Annotated in this window: 14 protein-coding genes; 4 read left to right on the forward strand and 10 right to left on the reverse strand. The window is 55.8% G+C overall.

Features of this window, described 5'->3' with window-relative positions:
* The first annotated feature begins 84 nt into the window (after positions 1-84).
* On the forward strand, positions 85-1,170 hold the full coding sequence (gene amrS, locus ACEPPP_RS10030; protein ID WP_374086296.1) for an AmmeMemoRadiSam system radical SAM enzyme: 1,086 nt from the start codon (positions 85-87) through the stop codon (positions 1,168-1,170).
* A 171-nt stretch (positions 1,171-1,341) separates the two neighbouring features.
* Positions 1,342-2,664 carry a pyridoxal-dependent decarboxylase gene (locus ACEPPP_RS10035; RefSeq protein ID WP_374086298.1) on the forward strand — a complete coding sequence of 441 codons (1,323 nt, stop codon included), beginning with the start codon at positions 1,342-1,344 and terminating at the stop codon, positions 2,662-2,664.
* Positions 2,665-2,666: 2 nt separating this feature from the next.
* Here the strand turns inward: ACEPPP_RS10035 and ACEPPP_RS10040 are convergent, their stop codons facing one another.
* The 10 genes from ACEPPP_RS10040 to ACEPPP_RS10085 form a co-directional block, all read right to left on the reverse strand.
* Entirely contained in the window at positions 2,667-5,699 is a 3,033-nt protein-coding gene (locus ACEPPP_RS10040; RefSeq protein WP_374086300.1) for a thrombospondin type 3 repeat-containing protein, read from the reverse strand.
* A gap of 454 nt (positions 5,700-6,153) precedes the next feature.
* On the reverse strand, positions 6,154-6,927 hold the full coding sequence (locus tag ACEPPP_RS10045; protein WP_374086302.1) for a DUF5765 domain-containing protein: 774 nt from the start codon (positions 6,925-6,927) through the stop codon (positions 6,154-6,156).
* A gap of 151 nt (positions 6,928-7,078) precedes the next feature.
* Positions 7,079-7,762, reverse strand: coding sequence for a 6-phosphogluconolactonase (gene pgl, locus ACEPPP_RS10050; RefSeq protein ID WP_374086304.1), 684 nt, complete (start codon positions 7,760-7,762; stop codon positions 7,079-7,081).
* Positions 7,763-9,247, reverse strand: a complete 1,485-nt coding sequence (gene zwf, locus ACEPPP_RS10055) for a glucose-6-phosphate dehydrogenase (protein ID WP_374086306.1) — start codon at positions 9,245-9,247, stop codon at positions 7,763-7,765.
* Between the two features lie 181 nt (positions 9,248-9,428).
* Positions 9,429-10,874, reverse strand: coding sequence for a decarboxylating NADP(+)-dependent phosphogluconate dehydrogenase (gene gnd, locus ACEPPP_RS10060; protein ID WP_374086307.1), 1,446 nt, complete (start codon positions 10,872-10,874; stop codon positions 9,429-9,431).
* Between the two features lie 73 nt (positions 10,875-10,947).
* A complete protein-coding gene (locus ACEPPP_RS10065) occupies positions 10,948-11,451 on the reverse strand; it encodes a hypothetical protein (protein ID WP_374086308.1) in 504 nt (167 codons plus the stop codon).
* A 2-nt stretch (positions 11,452-11,453) separates the two neighbouring features.
* Entirely contained in the window at positions 11,454-12,005 is a 552-nt protein-coding gene (locus ACEPPP_RS10070; protein WP_374086309.1) for an FMN-binding protein, read from the reverse strand.
* A gap of 237 nt (positions 12,006-12,242) precedes the next feature.
* A complete protein-coding gene (locus tag ACEPPP_RS10075) occupies positions 12,243-13,676 on the reverse strand; it encodes a hypothetical protein (RefSeq protein ID WP_374086311.1) in 1,434 nt (477 codons plus the stop codon).
* 332 nt (positions 13,677-14,008) lie between these two features.
* Positions 14,009-14,905 carry a general secretion pathway protein GspB gene (locus ACEPPP_RS10080; protein ID WP_374086312.1) on the reverse strand — a complete coding sequence of 299 codons (897 nt, stop codon included), beginning with the start codon at positions 14,903-14,905 and terminating at the stop codon, positions 14,009-14,011.
* Between the two features lie 4 nt (positions 14,906-14,909).
* Positions 14,910-16,553: an AAA family ATPase gene (locus ACEPPP_RS10085; protein WP_374086316.1), complete on the reverse strand. Its 1,644-nt coding sequence runs from the start codon at positions 16,551-16,553 to the stop codon at positions 14,910-14,912.
* 141 nt (positions 16,554-16,694) lie between these two features.
* Between ACEPPP_RS10085 and ACEPPP_RS10090 the strand changes: the two genes are divergently transcribed.
* Positions 16,695-18,014 carry an MFS transporter gene (locus tag ACEPPP_RS10090; RefSeq protein WP_374086317.1) on the forward strand — a complete coding sequence of 440 codons (1,320 nt, stop codon included), beginning with the start codon at positions 16,695-16,697 and terminating at the stop codon, positions 18,012-18,014.
* A 265-nt stretch (positions 18,015-18,279) separates the two neighbouring features.
* Positions 18,280-18,930 carry a bifunctional 4-hydroxy-2-oxoglutarate aldolase/2-dehydro-3-deoxy-phosphogluconate aldolase gene (locus ACEPPP_RS10095; RefSeq protein ID WP_374086318.1) on the forward strand — a complete coding sequence of 217 codons (651 nt, stop codon included), beginning with the start codon at positions 18,280-18,282 and terminating at the stop codon, positions 18,928-18,930.
* Positions 18,931-18,975: the final 45 nt, after the last annotated feature.

An 18,975-nucleotide genomic window follows, 5' to 3' on the forward strand; every position in this document is an offset into this window, starting at 1 on the left:
ACCCGTCAGCAATCCCGCAGGTTGATATTATTATTCTAACCTCTAATGACCAATCGAAATTTTAATGGTTCCTGGAGAATGGCGATGACCGAATTTGTTTCCCCCGATACCGTCCGCACCCGGTACTGGCACGTTCTTGAGGACGGCCGGGTGCAATGCGATGCCTGTCCGCGCTTTTGCAAACTGCATGATGGCCAGCGCGGCCTGTGTTTTGTCCGGCAAAACCTGGATCATCAGGTCGTGATGACCAGCTACGGACGCTCCAGCGGCTTTGCGATCGATCCGATCGAAAAAAAGCCGTTGAATCATTTTTTGCCCGGCACGCCGGTGTTTTCTTTCGGCACCGCCGGCTGCAACCTGGCCTGCAAATTTTGCCAGAACTGGGACATCAGCAAATCGCGCGAAATGGATACCCTGATGAGCAAAGCCTCGCCCGAGGCAATCGCGCAGACCGCGCTCGACCAGGGCTGCGCCAGCGTCGCCTATACCTATAACGATCCGGTCATCTTCCACGAGTATGCGATCGATACCGCAAAGGCCTGCCGCAATCTCGGTTTGAAATCGGTCGCGGTTTCGGCCGGCTATGTGACGCCGGAACCGCGCGCCGAATTCTATCAATGGATGGATGCGGCCAATATCGACCTTAAGGCCTTCAGCGAGCGTTTTTATCACCAGATTACCGGCGGTCATCTGCAACCGGTGCTCGACACGCTGAAGTACATCAAGCACGAAACCTCGGTCTGGCTGGAGTTGACGACCTTGATCATTCCGGACGAAAACGATTCGGTACCGGAACTCGAAGCGATGACGCAATGGGTCGTCGAAAACCTCGGGCCGAACGTGCCGATGCATTTCACCGCCTTTCACCCCGACTGGAAGATGCTCGACAAACCACCCACACCGCGCCATTCGCTCTTGAAGGCTCGGCAGATCGCGATCAACAATGGCGTTCGCTACGCCTATGTCGGCAATGTGCACGACAAACTGGCCGAAAGCACTTATTGTCACGGCTGCGGCAAATTATTGATCGGACGGGACTGGTATGTGTTGTCGGACTGGAATCTTGACGCCGCCGGCAATTGCAAGTTTTGCGGCACAAAATGCGCAGGGGTCTTTGGCGAAAAACCCGGCAGTTGGGGCGCAAAACGTTACAGCGTGCCGATGCGCTGAACAAGGTTTCTGTTTGGCAAGCTTCGACGGTTGTAGAAAAGCCGCGACGCTTACATAATGGAGGCCTATCGTTTATATTGGGTAATGAACATTTGCCAAATGCTGATGCCGAGAAGGCGGTTTCTCGGCCCCCAAATACATCATTGAATAAATTTCAAAAACGATAATAGGATGATGCTCTCCAGACGACGTTTTTTAGGCTATGGCGGCGCCGGCATGCTCGCAATCGCCGCAGGCTGCCGGCCGGCGAATCTGAATTTGTTGCCGAGCGAGGATGATGTCGCCGCGCTGAAACGGCTACCGCTGACCGACCGGATGCAGCTCGCGAAGCTGAAAAATAACCTGCTGGGCTACCCGATCAACATGAACACGCCGCCCGAGGCTTTTTTTGCCTGGCGCAAACAGCTCAACGAAGCGGGCATCGGCATGTTTGCGTTCAACAATGTCGGCAATCCGTTCAAGGAAAGCCCGATCCCTTACAACACGCACGACTTTGAACGCGAAGTGATCCAGCGCTTCGGCAAGCGCTATGCATTTCCAAGCGATGACACCTGGGGTTTCCTTTCGCACAGCGGCACCGACAGCAACATGCACGGCATGTACATGGGCCGGACGATTCTGAAAGGCCGCACCGGCCGTCTTCCGAAAGCCTATTTCACGAAGGAAGCGCATTACTCGGTGCAAATTTTGCGCGACTTGCTCGGGCTTGAAACGGTGTTTGTCGACACGCTGCCGGACGGCGGAATGGACCCAAACGATCTCGCGCAAAAGCTCGCCGCCAATCGATCGCAGCCGGCTTTGGTAATCGCGACGATCGGCACCACCTTCAAAGGCGCGGTCGATTCGATCGACCGTATTCAGGACGCCTTGCAAGGCCATCCGAGCTATGTGCATCTGGATGCGGCGCTGTTCGGCGGCTATCTGCCCTTTACCCCCCATGCCGATGAAGTCGCCTACCGTTTGCCGGGCAAGCCGGCGCCGCGCTACGATTCGATCGCGGTTTCCTGCCACAAATTTTTAGGCTTTCCCGCGCCCGCCGGCCTGTTCATCACCACGCAGAGCCATTTCGACGAGTTCAATGCGCTGTTCACCCGAATTCATAATCCCGAATACATCCACCATGTGCCGGGCACGATCACCTGTTCGCGGGATAGTGTCAAACCGGCGGAATTTTATTTCTTTTCAACACCGGAAGCGATGGCACAGATGACCGAAGACGCGCAAGCGATGCTGCAAAATACGGATTATTTTCTGCAACAAATGCAGTCTCAGTTTCCCAAGCTGGATGCGGTGCGCGCGAACGCGCTTTCCAATACGATTTATTTCAAAAATCCCGGCGACCGGATCGTCAAAAAATACTCGCTGGCCACGATGCATCTAGAGATAGAACGCCAACCGCAGGACTACGCGCATGCGGTCGTGATGCCGCATGTCAACCGGCAGGTCATCGATGCATTTATGATCGACTTGAAGTCCGCTTCGGTAAATCTGTAGGGTTATGGCGAACAAGGCACACTCGTGCTGCTCCCGGTCAACAGTTCCACGACTCCGGCGTTACTGATTTTTTTGTCATTGACCACCGGATCATCCTGATATCCGCCTATGATCATGTCGGGGAAACCATCGGCATTATGATCGCCGCTTCCGCTGACCGCAAAACCGAAAAAATTATTCTTGTTGTGACCATCAAAAGTCAGCACTTCTTCTCCGTCGCAACCGCGATGTAAAGACGCCCTGCCCGCATTCGTCAGCTTTTTGCCTTTGACGACAGGATCATGTTTATAGGCACCGACGATGAAATTGTGTCCAACATTGTTCGGAAAAATACCGGCATCGCCGACAGCGCTGCCAAACAGCGCGCCCTTCTGTAAGGCTTTATTGTGAACACTGTACAACCGGGACTTGGATTGCCCCGAATAGACACTCACGGAACCAGCATCCTTGTAGGTTTTGTTTGCCTCAACTAGATTTTCTCCGGGCGCGCCTGCCAACACATCCGCAAAGCCATCGCCATTAACATCCGCACCGGCCACCGCGAAGCCGAGCCGGCTACCGCCCTGTTCTCCATTTTGGCGAAAGATCTCCAAAAAATCACCGCTCAAGGCATAAATATAGACACGGCCCGCATCACGCAGCTTTTTACCGCTGCTGTTGCTGGCGTCGGCTCGGTAAGCCCCGATGATCGCGTCCGCCTTGCCGTCCTTGTCGACATCATTCGAAGCGACGCTGGAGCCAAATAGATCGCCCTTGCTTTCGCCCTCGAACGTATGCACGTGGGCAATCCCGCCTTCCTTGTAAGAATAAACAGACGCCGAACCCGCATCTTTTATTTTCTTGCCGTTGCTGTCGACTCCATCCGCCTTCGGCGCGCCCACGATAATCTCATCCCTGCCGTCGGCATCGATATCCTCCACAAATGCGACTGCCATGCCCAAATTATCGCCTGCCGCCTCGCCTTCGAGGCTGAATAACTTTGTGCCGTTAGCTCCCGAAAAAACCACCGCAATCCCGGCATCCTTGCGTTTCTTTCCGTCGCCGCCAACCACATCGGCTTTGGGTGCGCCCACGAGGATGTCTGGGATATTGTCACCGTTGACATCGCCTCCGCCTGCTACCGCGCTGCCGAACTGATCGCCTGCCGCCTCGCCGACAAATTCAATCCGCCTGCCTTGATCTTCAAAATTACCGGAATTCACATACACCAAACCGGCATTGTTCAAGGTCTTTTTGCCTTCTTTTTTGTCATAGCGAGGCACTCCGATAATCAGATCGTCGAAACCGTCCTTCTCGAAATTATCGCTATCGATGATATCGCCGGCATTCGCGACACTATAGCCAAGAAAATCGCTTTTGTTTTCGCCGCTAAATCGATTCAATAAATTCGTATCGAGGGGGAAAGGATCATTTACATCCAATACACCGTCATTATCGTCATCCGGATCGGCATTATCGCCTATGCCATCGCCGTCGTTGTCATTCGATTCATCCTTATTATCCGGGAAAGCATCCTTGTCATTGGGCACGCCATCGCCGTCCCTGTCATCATCGCAGGCGTCGCCAATGCCATCCTTATCTTGATCAACCTGGGGATCTCCTGCTATTGGAGGAGGATTTTTTACCGTCGGGCAGTTATCCTTGTAATCGAGCACCCCATCGTCGTCCAGGTCGCCGGGAAGATAACGCGCCAGCGCAAATCGTCGCTGGCTGACCAAATTGTCTCTGACTTCGGCCGCTCCCGCCAACACGATACGCTCATCCTCCGGCTGCTGCACGGCCGCAAAAGCCTGGTCTGAACCGGCACCGAAACTTGTGCTGAGTTTGCCGTCTCCGCTGAAAGTGGTATCCAGGCTGCCGTCTCGATTGTAGCGCACCTGCACAAAATCAAAGTCATTGACTCCCACCTGCGTATAGCCGGCCACCAGCAATTTGCCGTCGGGCAATTGCATGACCTGATAAGCCCGGTCATTTCTTGTACCAATCGAAGTGACGACCTTACCGTCGCCGCTAAAACTGGTATCCAATTTGCCATCGGGGAGATAACGCACCAGCGCAATATCCTCATCGCCGCTCGTCGTGCTGTAGCCGGCAACCACGTATTTACCGTCCGTTTGTTGAATCACCGAAAGACCGTGATCATCGCCGCTGCTTAGCGAAGTTCTTTGTATGCCGGCTATGCCAGACGGATCAAAAGTGGTGTCGAGAGTCCCGTCAGGGTTATAGCGCGCGACCGCAAAATCATCGCTTGTGCCATTATTGCTGAAACCGGCCACAAAGAGCTTGCCGTCAGCCTGCTGAAGCATAGAAAAAACAACATCGTTCTTATTGTTGCCAAAATCTGTTGTGACCTTGCCCTGGGGAACATTTGGGCTAAAACTCGTATCGATCGAACCGTCGACGTTATAACGCACCAGCGCAAAATCGCTGTCGGTTGCCGTGCCGCTGAAGCCCGCCACGACCAACTTATGATCCACCGGCGTTTCGACGACCGCATGAGCGCCGTCCTCAAACACATCTGCGGCCTCCGTCGAATGAGGCGGCGTCAGCACGATCCCTTTATCACCGAAACCGGCGTCCAAGGTACCGTCAGGGTTATAGCGCACCACAGCAAAATCGTTGGTTCGTTGTAGAACATCCTGTTTCGAATTTAACGCCTGCCCTACCACGACCAATTGATTGTCTGCTTGTTGGATGCCCGCGAAAGCGGCCGCGTTTCCACTGCCTACCGCCGTGTTGACGATACCATCTCCGCCAAATGTCGTATCGAGAGCGCCATTACTCAAATCATACCGCGCGAGAGCAAATCGATCAAAGGCGCCGACCCCATCATTACTGCGGCCGACGACGAGCAGTTTTTTATCCTTCGGCAGCAGAATCACGTCCTCAGCAGAGGAGAGCGAAGTACCGGCGGCCGTCGTCACCAAACCATCGCCGCCAAAACTTTTATCCAGCGTACCGGCGGGTGATGCAGATAACTGATTTGCAAACAGCAGCGGAGCAACGAGCATCGATTTTACAAGACCCTTGATCATACGATTTCACCTGAATTCAATTTGCGCCGGGATACTTGATTCTAACATTAAGAATTTTCTGCATACAACTCTACCCGCATGCAGAATCTGCGTTTGAAAAAACGCGCCTCTATTGTGTGCAGGAAATTCCGCATGAAGCAATTGGTAAGAATGCCTAGTTTGTAGCGATTAACACGGAGTTTTTCTACTAACCGATCGCGTTGATTCTTTCAGGCCCTACGGCAACAGCTCGCCGAACAACGTCGCATTGACCTTATAGGTGCATTGACATGATTGGATAAAATTGATGCCCTGATGCCGGACGGGATATTCATCGCACCAGAAACAAATAAAGAGACAGGAATGATCGACGGGTTCGCCAAGCCCGGCAAACCTTCAGGATGGGAATTTAATATGATTTCCACAACCGCTCGAGAGCCCCAAGAAACGCCTTGGGAACTCTCGGCGCCGTTCACTACGAAGTCTGCTCTAACGGACGCAATTCCGGCTGCGTGCAGCGGTTATAGAAAAACCAGTTCTTCACGTGCAAGTGTTTGCGGATCGGGGTTTTGATCACCGAGACGCAGAGCGCGATCGAAAACAGGCACCAGACCGCGGCATATTCGTTCGGATCGGACGTGGTGACGTCCGAAATCCACGGCCCGATCAGGTAATGGAAACCGACGAAGCGCCAGGACCCGTACAAGGCCGGCATATAGAACGAGACCAGGATATAGGTCAGCGCATGCAAACCCCAGTCGAAACCGAACAACCAGTCTTGCGGGCCGGACAACAGGCCGTTCAGCGGCATTTGCCAGGCGATATGCCAATCGCCGGAAACCGAGCAGACGCCGGTGCCGCAAAAGCCTTCGGTGCCGATCACGCAATGCCCTGCCCAGTCGAACGGGTACATCTTGACCAACATCGTCAGCGAGCCGATCGCGCAAATCGCATAGACGGTCGTGCGAATTTTCAGTTTGACGCTTTCCGGGATGAAGTACATCGCGACCATATTCACGAAAAACGGCTGGAACGCCACGTGAATATAGCCGAACATCGTGAGTATCTGATTTTTCGGATTGCCGCACAGGTCGATATAGACATAGGTCCCGGCCTGCAACAATTCCATCAACGCAAAATAAGTCAACGGAATCCACAATTCCTTCGATTCCCCCTTGTAAGCGACATAAGCCGCGGTGCTCAATCCGGCGGCGGCCAGCACGCCCGACGCTTCCCCACTCCAACACATAAATGAACCTTCTTATAATAATTATTGAAAAAGCTTGTTAGTCGAGGAGGCTTTGATCGGATCAACGCGTCCTTCGGGCGCTTATTCTATTACAGAGAGTCGGAAGGAAAAAGCGCCGGCGCAGTCGGGATACGCCGGCGTTCGGAAAACGTCAGTACGGCAGGGCGTCGCTGTCGATATAGATATCGACCGGATGGGCCGGTTCGATCGTGGCGACCGGCAAAGCCACGCCTTCGCGCCATTGTTTGACCGGCTCCTGTTTGTTTTTTCCGGTGACCAAAAAGATCAATTGGCGGGTGTCGCTCAACGCCTTGGCGCTGACCGAAACGCGCTCGGGCGGCGGCTTCGGCGAATTGTAAACCGGATGCGTCAGCTCATCGGGGTTGTGTACGTGGCCGGGGAACAGGCTGGCGGTATGGCCGTCTTCACCCATGCCGAGCAGCACCATGTCGAACGGCAAGGCGTCGGCGACCGTTTGCCGGTATTGCAGGGCTCCCGCTTCAGGCCCGAGTTCGGCCGGAATCGTGAAGATCTGTGCTAGCGGAATCGGCGCCTGCGCCAGCAATGAATTTTCCGCGATCATGCTGTTGCGATCCGGGTGATCGGCCGGCAGACAGCGTTCATCGCCATAATAGATATACCATTTCGACCAGTCGGTTTCGGCCTTGCCGAGCAAGCGATAGACCTTTTCCGGCGTGGTGCCGCCGGCCAGTACCAGTTTGAAGCGGCCGCGTTCGGCGATCGCCTCTTCGGCCGCCGTCATGATTTGTTCACAAGCGGCTTCGGCCACCTGATCGGCGGTCGCGAAGATCCGCCAGTTGGCGTTTTTTTGCATTTATTTACACTCCGGGGTCAATGAACTGCGCCAAAATTGGCTGTCTTTGTCGAACAGGCGGCTGTCTTCCGGTCCCCACGAACCGGCAGGATAGGTCGCGATATAATCGCGCTCGACCGCCCAGGTTTGCAGGATCGGATCGACGATGCGCCAGGCGTGCTCGACCTCGTCGAAGCGCAGGAACAGCGAACGGTCGCCCTTCAGCACATCGAGCAGCAGGTCTTCATAAGCGTCGATCGCCTTTTCGTCATGATTGCGGAAACTCGCATCCAGCGTGGTCGAGCGGGTGTCCATTTCGAGGCCCGGCTCCTTCACGGTCATTTCGATCTTGATGCATTCGTCGGGTTGAATGCCGAGCAGCACCCAGTTAGGGCTCATGCAGTTCACGTTGGTGCCGCGGAAAAATTGCAGAGGCGGATGGCGGAAGCAGATCGAGATGGTCGACTGCGCCTTCGCCATGCGTTTGCCGGTGCGCATATAGAACGGCACGCCGCGCCAGCGCCAGTTGTCGATGTAAAGCTTCATCGAGGCATAGGTTTCGGTCACGCTGTCCGCCGGGATGTTGTCTTCCTGCAGGTAGCCCTTGACCTTTTCGCCCTTGCTGGTGCCGGCCGCGTACTGGCCGCGATGGGCATGGGCGTGCACCGCTTCTTTCGGAATCGGCCGGATCGATTTCAATACCTTGACCTTTTCATCGCGCAGCGCCTCGGCTTCCATCGACACCGGCGGCTCCATCGCGACCAGGGTCAACAGTTGCAAGAGATGGCTTTGCAGCATGTCGCGCAAGGCGCCGGCGCCGTTATAGTAGTCGCCGCGGCTGTCGATGCCGATCTCCTCCGAATGGGTGATCTGGATGTGGTCGATGTAATTACGGTTCCACAAGGGTTCCAGCATCACGTTCGCGAAGCGGAACACCAGCACGTTCTGCACCATGCCCTTGCCGAGATAGTGATCGATCCGGTAAATCTGTTCCTCGCTCAGATAATGGCTGATGCGTTTTTGCAGGGCCTGCGCGCTGTCCAGGTCGTAGCCGAACGGCTTTTCGATGATCACCCGCCGCCAGCCCAGTTCTTCGTCAAACAACTGGTTAACGCTCAATTGTTCGAGCACGGTGCCGAAATCGGACGGGCTGATCGACAGATAAAATGCGATGTTCCGCGAAAAGGGTTGCTTGCCGTTCAAAAGATCGGCCAATGCCTTGTAGTCTTCGGGCTTCTGGATGTCGGCCTGATGATAGTAAAGGCGCTGGCTGAAACTCTGGAAGACGCTTTCGTCGAAATCGGCCTTGACCTTGGTCTGGATCATGTCCCTGACTTCGGCCAGCCATTTCTGCTGGTCCCAGGGCCTCCGGCCGACCGCGACGATGCGGGTGCCTTCGGGCAATTGTTTCGCGACATCGAGATGATAGAGCGCCGGCATCAGCTTGATTCGGGAGAGGTTGCCGGTGGCGCCAAAGATAACGTAGGTACAGGGTTCGGCGTTCATGGGGGAGTCGATAGGGTTAAAGGCGCAAGATTATAGTGTGTAGCCCGGATGCAGCGCAGCGGAATCCGGGAAGGCCGGTGGTTCTGCCCCCACTGCGTTTCATCCGGGCTACTGACTACGTCACGCACCGCCGCAGCGGTGCAACCTGCGTTCCCGTGCCGGAGCGCGGGAACGCTTACGGTTATACGTTGTAAGTAGACGAAGCGACCTTGCCGCCCTGTCCGGTCCAGTCGGTATGGAAGAACTGGCCTCTGGGCTGGTCGACCCGCTCGTAGGTATGTGCGCCGAAATAGTCGCGCTGCGCCTGCAACAGATTCGCCGGCAACCGTTCGGTGCGGTAGCCGTCGAAGTAAGCCAGGGCGGAGGAGAACGCCGGGGTCGGAATGCCGAGTTCGATGCCCAGAATGACCGCCTTGCGCCAGCCGGCTTCGGCCTTCTTCATCTCGGCGGTGAAGAAATCGTCGAGCAACAGGTTTTCGAGATCCGGATTTTTGTTGTAGGCCTGTTTGATGTCGTTCAGGAACTGGCTACGGATGATGCAGCCGCCGCGCCACATCAGCGCGATTTCGCCATAATTCAGCGCCAGTTTGTATTCCTTCGACGCTTCCCGCATCAGACGGAAACCCTGCGCATAGGAAATGATCTTCGCCGCATACAAGGCGTCGCGGACCGCAGCGATCATCGCCTGCTTGTCGCCGCTGAATTGGCTCGGCTGCTTCGGCAGAATCTTCGCGGCCTTGACGCGTTCGTCCTTTTGCGCGGACAGACAGCGGGCAAAGACCGACTCGCCGATCAGCGTCAACGGAATGCCGAGGTCCAGCGCATTGATGCCGGTCCATTTGCCGGTGCCTTTTTGGCCGGCGGTATCCAATATTTTTTCCAGCAGCGGCTGGCCGTCTGCGTCCTTATAAGCCAGGATGTTCGCGGTGATTTCGATCAGATACGAACTCAGTTCGCCGCGGTTCCATTCGGCGAAGATTTCGTGCAATTCGTCCGCGGAAAGTCCGAGTCCTTCGGACAGCAATTGATAGGCTTCGCAGATCAGCTGCATGTCGCCGTATTCGATGCCGTTGTGCACCATCTTGACATAGTGACCCGCGCCGTTGTCGCCGACCCACTCGCAGCAAGGTTCGCCGCCGACCTTCGCGCTGATCGCCTGAAAGATCGGCTTGACCGCCGCCCAGGCCGCCTTGTTGCCGCCGGGCATGATCGAAGGTCCGTTGCGCGCGCCTTCCTCGCCGCCGGACACGCCGGTGCCGATGAAATTGAGTCCCTTTTCCGCGAGGTACTGGGTGCGGCGGTTGGTGTCGGTAAACAGCGAATTGCCGCCGTCGACGATGATGTCGCCCGGAGCCAGCAGCGGCAGCAGTTTTTCGATATATTGATCGACCACGTCGCCGGCCTTGACCATCAGCATCACGATGCGCGGCGTTTCGAGACTGTCGACGAGCGCTTCGAGCGAATGCGTGCCGACCACCTGCGTGCCCTTCGCGGGGCCTGCCAGAAATTCATCGACCGTGCTGGTGGTGCGGTTATACACCGCGACCTTGAAGCCGTGGTCGTTCATGTTCAACACCAGGTTTTGGCCCATCACCGCGAGGCCGATCAATCCGATATTTGCTTTCATCAATGTGTTTTCCGTGAGTGTTAGGTTCGGCAAAAGTTTATCATAGCCGATAGCAAATGCGGTTAATAGATGGTTAACCGGGATGGCTTTGGTGCATCCTGGCGCGCGCGCGGATCATCGAAAAGATCACGACTATCAACAACGCGGCCAGCGAAGACTCCAGCAGCAAAAATGCCCCGATCTTGAAATAGGCGAAGTGCGGATGCACGAAGCGGACCAGCCAGCCGCCCGCTTCATCGGCGATTGCGGAAACATAGGTCAAGCCGCTGATCCAGATTTTGAGCCGTATCGAAAAATCGGTCATCAGCATCAGGTGGGTCAGGGTCACGACCAGCATGCCCATCGAAAACAGGTGGAAATGCGAGACTTCGAGCATGCCCTCATAGCTGCGCGGCGGCTTGAATTGTTCTTCGGAGCCTAAGTAGTAGAGTTTGACCGACTCCGGCGTCAGATCCATCCGGTGAAAATACATCAGGCCGTTGCTGAACCACAGCAGCACGATATAGCCCAGAAACATCAGCACCAGCGCATTGAGAAGGGATTTCCGGTGCTGTTCGCCGGTTACGAAATAACGCATGGCTATGGCTTTTGATCCTTGATCATGACCTGATACATCGCCATCACCTTGCGAACGCTGCTGAGACCGGCGCGCGTGCTCAACGTCGCGCCGCTGATGCCGTCCACGCCCTTGCTGAAATCCATCTCCGCGAGCGGGCGCTTGTACAGCTGCTCGAACCAGCGCTCCGGCGGCATGTATTCCGGGGGTTCGTGGAAGGCGAGCGTGTAGACGTTGCGCAGCTCGCCTTCCGGCGTCAGCACGATCATCAGCGTTTCCGGCTTGGTTCTGACTGTAATCGTTTCGATCGCGGCATAGCCCAAGATTTTGTCCTGCGCCTTGCCGACATAGAACGTGAACAGGCCCGATTCGAGTTTGACCTTGGCCAGTTCCTGAATTTTAGCCGTCTGATTCTCGTCGGGAAAAAGCGATAACAATTCGACTTGCTTGTCTTTGCCAAATGCCAGTTCAAGCGCTTCGTTTTTACTGTAGAAAATTGTCGCGAAGCTCTGCGTTACCACCGTCATCAGAAATAAAAAGAGTAGAAATTCTCCTCTCTGTCTGATTACTTTCATTTTGACTCTCCAACATCAAGAAAAACAAACCGCCAGCATTCGGCAATCCGGATAAGCGGAAAATCGAATGCTGGCGGCTGATATAGGCAACGGCCCCACAAAGCCGAACTATAAAACAGGATTTCGGCATTTGCTGCGAAGATTTACATTATCGCGCCATGGCATGCAAATCTTCGCAACGCGTCAGTGATATCATTCCATATCATATCATACTGCGACAGGGCGATTGGCTCAGACCTAGAAAATGAAGCCGAAGCCCAAATTGAAGTCGTCAGAAAGCGGCCCTTGTTTGGCGACACGATTCCGGTAATCGGCCTTGATCACGACATTCGGAATCGGCTTGTACTGCAAGCCCACCTGGTAAATTTGCCAGTCTTTGGTCGGGTCATCCGGAAAGCCGTTCGGCGCTTTGGCTATCGTATCCAGACGTTCATAACGGACGAATGGCGCGAGATATTGTGTTGTATCCTTGAATATCCAAGGCAAAACGTCATAGCCTGCTTCCGTATACCAGCCGAAACTCTCGGCGCCGATGATTTGCGCATTTTCCGGAGTTTTCGCGTTGATGTTGTTCAATCGGGAATCCAGGCTCAACAGATCGGCATCACCGACATGCCCCCACGATCCCAATGTGCGGAATTCAAACCCACGGTATTTCCATTGCAAATGGCCTTCGTACAATTGCGTAAAGACATCCGGTTTTTGGCCGGCAAAGGTCTGGTTCTGGCCTGACTTGCCAAAATAGGCGGAGCCGCCGACCATGACGCCCGGCACAGCCTTCGGCGTGTAGTCGAAACGGCCGACAAAACCGAAGTTTTCGGCTTTAGCCTGGCTGCCGCCGCCGCGGCCTTCGCGGATACCGTCAGAACTGAAGCCGGACGCATCCAAACCATTGACGGCGTAGGCTGTATAAGCCAGGTCGTCCGTGAGTTGACCGAACAACCCCAATCCCACTTCCCGCCAAGTTGAAGGGATAATCCTTTGCTCGACTTCTGGACGGTGGTTACCGAAGAAGAATGGAGGTTCGTGAATCTGGTTGATGAAGCCCATTGGCATCAGCACTAAGCCGGCGCGGACATTGGCCATTTTGTGTAAAAAGAAGTCCAAGGCGGCAAATTCGACCGAGACTTCGCCCTTCTCTTCATCACCCTCACCGGTCGTGGCGTGCTCGAACTCCAGTTCACTATTGAAGAGGATGCGGTCGGTAAACTTGTAGCCGGCATAAAGCACCATCCGTTCAAGATCGGCGTTGTCTTTGTTGTCGCCTTTCTCGCCGACATTGGCCTGATAGATCGCTTCGCCGTAGCCGCCGATCGACAAGCCCTTGCCGACCTGATAGACCTTCGAAGCGGCAGGACCCAGGCCATAGGCGCTCTTGTACTTGGGTTCTTCCGGGATCACCAGATTGGTGCGCAGCTTTTCGACTTCCTGACTCAAAATATCGGTCTTGCGCTCCAGTGTTTTGACGTTGCCTTGCGGAGCCGGAGCCTCCTGCTTCTTGGCCGTCTCCGCCATCGCGGTCTTCATTTCATCGATCTGCTTTTGCTGCGCCTCGATGATTTTCCACATTTCCTCCATCGTTTGCGGTTTTTGCAGCGCTTCGGCCGGCGCATTCAACGCCGCCAGCACGACTAAAGCACTTCCCTTCAACAAAATTTTTCGCTCGATCATCACTAACCCCCAAAAATTCAATTCCCTAGGATTATAGTACAAACAATTTTGCGATTACAAATGATTCTCATTTGTTATCAAATTTAAAGAACGACTATCCTGCCATCAAACCTTACTATGGCTCGATCAGTCTTTGCAGAAAGGGGTTGGATTTGGTGTATCGGCGAGGACTTTAGCCGCTTGCGTCATACCTGCCGGAATAACGTCCTGATGTAAAACGATGAGCGTTCCGCGGCTCGTGACCCGGAGCGCCCTTGGTAGGGCTTCCACACAAGACGTGGAAACCCCAAGAGGAAAGTGTGAGTCGTGAAAGGCTCAAACTGTTTGTGTTTTCAAGGCCGCTCGATACGAAAAACCTTGCCTCCGTAACTCGCGACCACGCCGTCGGCGCGAATTTCCTTGATTTCGACCGCATCCTTGGTCGTCTGGCCGGCCTTGTATTTGGTCATATTCAACACGACGAAGCGATCCTCGGGCTTGTTGTCGTACATAAAGACATTGATCGTCATCTTCGGCACGGAGCTGCGAAAATCATAGGGCAAATCCTTGAATGAGGGGATTTCCGGCTTGGCTGCCGGCGCGTCATCTGTCTTGCTTGCCCGCGCCGCCTCGGTCTTGGCTTCCGGTTCGTCATCTTCCTGTTCATCGAGACTGTTCGCGTTTTCCGCCAGCAACAGACGCTGGGCGCGTCTGGATTGGATTTTCTGCCTGAGTTGTTCCTGTGGACTGATTGCGGCAGCAGGGCGCGCTTGAGCGGTCTGAACGGCGGGCGCCTTTTTATCTTCTTGCGCAGCTCTCGCCGCTTTCTGCTCCTCGGCCTGTTTTGCCGCGGCCAATTCTTCGATCGAAGGCGATTTTGCGTTTGCCGCAACCGCCGGTCTATCCGGCTCATCTTCCGCAGCTTCTGGCACTTCCTCCCCGTCTTGCTCAAAATCATCCTCGTCATCGGATGATTCAACGGCAACCGGCAGCGGCGGCATTTGCGCGGCTTTTGCCTGCACCGGCTGCGCGGCGGCCTGCGGTTTGACCGGCGCCTCATCGGCATTTTTCAGATACCAGACCAGCAAAGGCAAGGCCAGTAGATTGACGGCCAGCAGCCCGCCGATCAGCAAGGCGGTTTTCCGGCTTTTTTGCGGCGGCGGCATCAGCACTTGTTCGGTGACGGTTTCCGGCTGCTTGGCTTGCCGTTCCTGCTCCGACTTACGTAAGGCGTTGAGAATATAAGACATGGCGTTAATCGGTTAGATTCAGGTGAGGCTTGTTCGGCGCCTCGGTCAAATTATCGAGATAAAACAGGGTTTGGGCGCCCACCGCGCCGTCTTCGGCCAGGTGATGCAGGTGTTGGAATTTAATCACGCGCGCCTTCAGGTCCTGATCGAATTTTTGCGGCACGGGCACCGGCGGATCCAGTCCGTCGAAAGCGGCCATTTGTTGGCGAAGCCAGACGACTCTATCAGACATTTGCCCCGGAAAAATCGTTCGCGAATCCGCCCCCGGCGGCTCCCATAACAATAAATAATAGCCGTTCCAATGATTCAACACATCGGCCAGCGCAAAATCATGCTGATCGCTTGCAGCCAACACCGGTTTGCCTTGCTGGATGCCGGTCAACAGCGCATAGCGCTTTTCTTCGTTCAGGAGCACAAATTCCAGAATGGCCGGCCGCTTCATCGCCAGCAATTCCTTCCAGCTGGCCTTGCCGAGCTGGCATAACACCCCGGCGGTCTTTACCGTTTCGCAATCGACAGTCGCGGCCGAAGGCGGCGTTTTGCCGAGCGCTTTGAACGCATTCGCGAAGCCCAATTGCAGCGTAGAACGCGGATCGGCCACCCATTCGGCAAATTGAGGCGGCTTGGGCTGCGGCGGCAGCGGTTTGATCTTCGGCGCGGCCGCTACGGTTTCAGTCATGACCGGCAGAGGCTTTGCCGCGACGGTTTCGACCCGGCGAGGCTCAACAAGCCGGCTCCTGACCGCCGCGAAACGATCCGGGGCGTAATAATAAGCGCCAAGCGCGATGCCGCCGAGCAGCACGCCCAGCGCCAAGCCCAGCCTCCGCAGTTTTGTCTCGGCCGGCGCGAGCGTTTCCTGCGCGGCGGTATTGACCATGCCGGGCGTCACCTGCGGGGCGTTGCCGGCATAAGCGCCAAGCAGGGCGCGGTCGCACAGGATGTTGATGATTCTGGGAATCCCGCCCGACAGTTTATAAATCTTGCGGATCGCCCGGTCCTTGAACAGATCGGGATCGCCACCGCAAACCCGCAGGCGGTGGCGGATATAGGCGCGGGTCTCGACAAACGACAACGGCAGCAAATGATAGCGCGCGGTAATCCTTTGATTGAGCTGCCTGAGATCCTGGCGTTTGAGCATCTGTTTCAATTCGGGCTGGCCGACCAGGATGATTTGCAGCAATTTGGTTTTGCTGGTTTCCAGATTGGTCAACAGGCGAATCTGTTCGAGCACTTCCAGGCTCAGGTTTTGCGCTTCGTCGAGCAGCAACACGGTGCGCCGCCCGGCGGCATGCTTGGCGAGCAGATAATGATTCAACGCATCGACCAACTGTTTCAGCGTCTGTTGTTGTTTGTCATAGGCGATGCCCAGCTCGTCGCAGATAGCCGCCAACAGTTCGATCGCGTTCAGCTTCGGGTTCAAGATCAGCGCGATGTCGATAGTATCCGGCAGCTCTTTCAACAGGCAATGGCACAGGGTCGTCTTGCCGGTGCCGACTTCGCCGGTCAGGGCGACAAAGCCGCCGCCGACGGTAATGCCGTAGAGCAGATGCGCCAAGCCTTCCTGATGGCGGCGGCTCATATACATGAAATGCGGATCGGGGGCTATCGAAAACGGTAATTCCGCAAAATGAAAATACTGTTTGTACATAGCGGCGTTTCGGCAGGAAAAGAGTTCGGTCTTTGATTTTACCCTATACGCGACATTGGCGTCACGATTCGGCGCTGCCGCGCGTTTTTTACGTTTATAATCTCAGAGCTTCCGGCCACAGCCGACAACCCCCTTGTGATCATGCCTATCAACGAAACTCATCTGTACCGCAAACTGGCCTGGCGCCTGCTGCCGCCGCTCTACATCATCTATGTCCTGGCCTATCTCGATCGCCTGTGCGTGGGTTTCGCCCAATTGCAGATGAAGGATGCGCTGCAGTTCAGCGATGCGGTCTACGGCTTCGGTGCGGGCATCTTTTTTATCGGCTACATGCTGTTCGAGATACCGAGCAACCTGATCCTCGAAAAAGTCGGCGCGAAATTGTGGCTGACCCGGATCATGATCACCTGGGGACTGATTTGCTGCGCGATGGTCACCATCGAAACGCCGCAAGGCTTTTACGTGCTGCGCTTTCTGCTCGGCGTCGCCGAAGCCGGCTCGTTTCCGGGCATGATCTTATATTTCAGCTACTGGTTTCCGGCGCCGGTCAGGGCCAAGTACGGCGCCTTGCTGATCACAGCGACCGCGGCCTCCGGCGTGCTCGGCGCGCCGCTGGCAGGACTCTTGCTCGGCATGGACGGCGCCTTCGGACTGCAAGGCTGGCAATGGCTGTTTCTGGCCGAGGGCGCGCCTTCGGTGCTGTTCGGTTTCATGCTGTATTTCTGGCTGACCGACCGTCCCGCCAAGGCAACGTGGCTCAATGCGGAAGAGAAGGCCTGGCTCGAACGGACGCTGGCCGCCGAACAGCGGGCCGACTCGCACCATCATGCCGCCGATCTGGGCCAGGCGCTGCGCCACCCGAAGGTCTGGCTGCTGGCGCTGATCTATTTTGCGGTGGTGATCAATTATTACAGCATCAGCCTGTGGCTGCCGCAGTTGATCCAAGCCTGGTCGGGACTCGACAACGTACGCACCGCGCTGTTGACCGGCCTGCCCTATCTCGCGACCGTGATCGTGATGGTGCTGGTCGGCGCGCACTCGGACAGGACACGCGAGCGGCGCTGGCACATCGTGGTCTGCGCCTGGGTGGCGGCCGTGGCGTTCGCGCTGAGCCCCTATCTCGAATCGCCGGTCCTGGCGATAGGCGCGATCACGATCGCGGCGGCCGGCATCTGGAGCATTCTCGCGCCGTTCTGGACGCTGCCGCACACCTTGTTGAAAGAAGGCCCGGCCAAGGCGTCGGGCCTGGCGCTGATCAATTCGATCGGCAATCTGGGCGGCTTTGCGGGCCCCTCTATCGTCGCCTGGCTGAAGACCGCGACCGGCGATTTCAAGCTGGCGCTGCCGCTGCTGGCGGCGACGATGGCGGCGGGCGTATTGCTGATTTTCGTTGCCGCGCCAGCCGAAGGCGATAAGGTAGCGGACGGTCGCAAAAAAGCGCAGCCCGCCCCGATCCAATAGCCAATCGACACTATTGTATTGAATTCATGGGCCTGTTTTTTCCTTTTTTGACATTTGCCCACCGCTCGATACAATGTTACAGATATTAAAATCATGATTTTGGTGGAGAGTTTCACCCTTGCCGGCGCCGAGCCCGTCTCCGCCAAATGAGGAAATGGCCGCTTTTCCCGCCGAAAATCAATAGCCTGGAGCCTTGTTCCGGACGTTTTTTAAACCCTTGATGTCATGGAAGACTGACATTATCATCCCAATTTCATACGAACACATGGCAAATCAGCACTGGAAAATTCAGCCTAACGAAGTCTTGACAGCCGGCCCCGTGATGCCGGTCATGGTCATCAAAAATCTTGACGACGCGGTGCCGTTGGCGAAAGCCTTGGTCGCGGGCGGCATTCGCGTGCTGGAAATTACCTTGCGCACACCGGTCGCGCTCGAGGCGATCAACAGGATCAGCCGGGAAGTCGAAGGCGCGATCGTCGGTGCCGGCACGATTGCGAACCCTCAGCAATTGCAAGCCGCGGCCGACGCCGGCGCGCTATTCGCGATCAGCCCCGGCATTACCGCCTCCCTGCTGGATGCGGCTGTGAAAGGCAACATCGCGCTGATTCCCGGCATTGCGACCTTGTCCGAACTGATGCTCGGCATGGAATACGGCCTGGATCATTTCAAATTTTTCCCGGCCGAAGCCGCGGGCGGCATACCGATGCTGAAATCGATTGCGGGCCCCTTCCCGCAGGCGACTTTTTGCCCGACCGGCGGCATCTCGCCCGAAAATTATCAGGCCTACCTCAAATTACCCAATGTCGCCTGCGTCGGCGGTTCATGGCTCGCCCCCCAGGACGCTCTTAATGCGAAAGACTGGGCGAAAGTCACCGAATTGGCGAGACAGGCGATTGTTAACGCCAATCCCGAGTAATTGCATCCGAAATCGACACTAAGACACGCCGCATCGGCGCCACAA

Source organism: Methylomicrobium lacus, from assembly GCF_041897535.1.
In the GTDB taxonomy this organism is placed as follows: Bacteria; Pseudomonadota; Gammaproteobacteria; order Methylococcales; family Methylomonadaceae; genus Methylomicrobium; species Methylomicrobium lacus_A.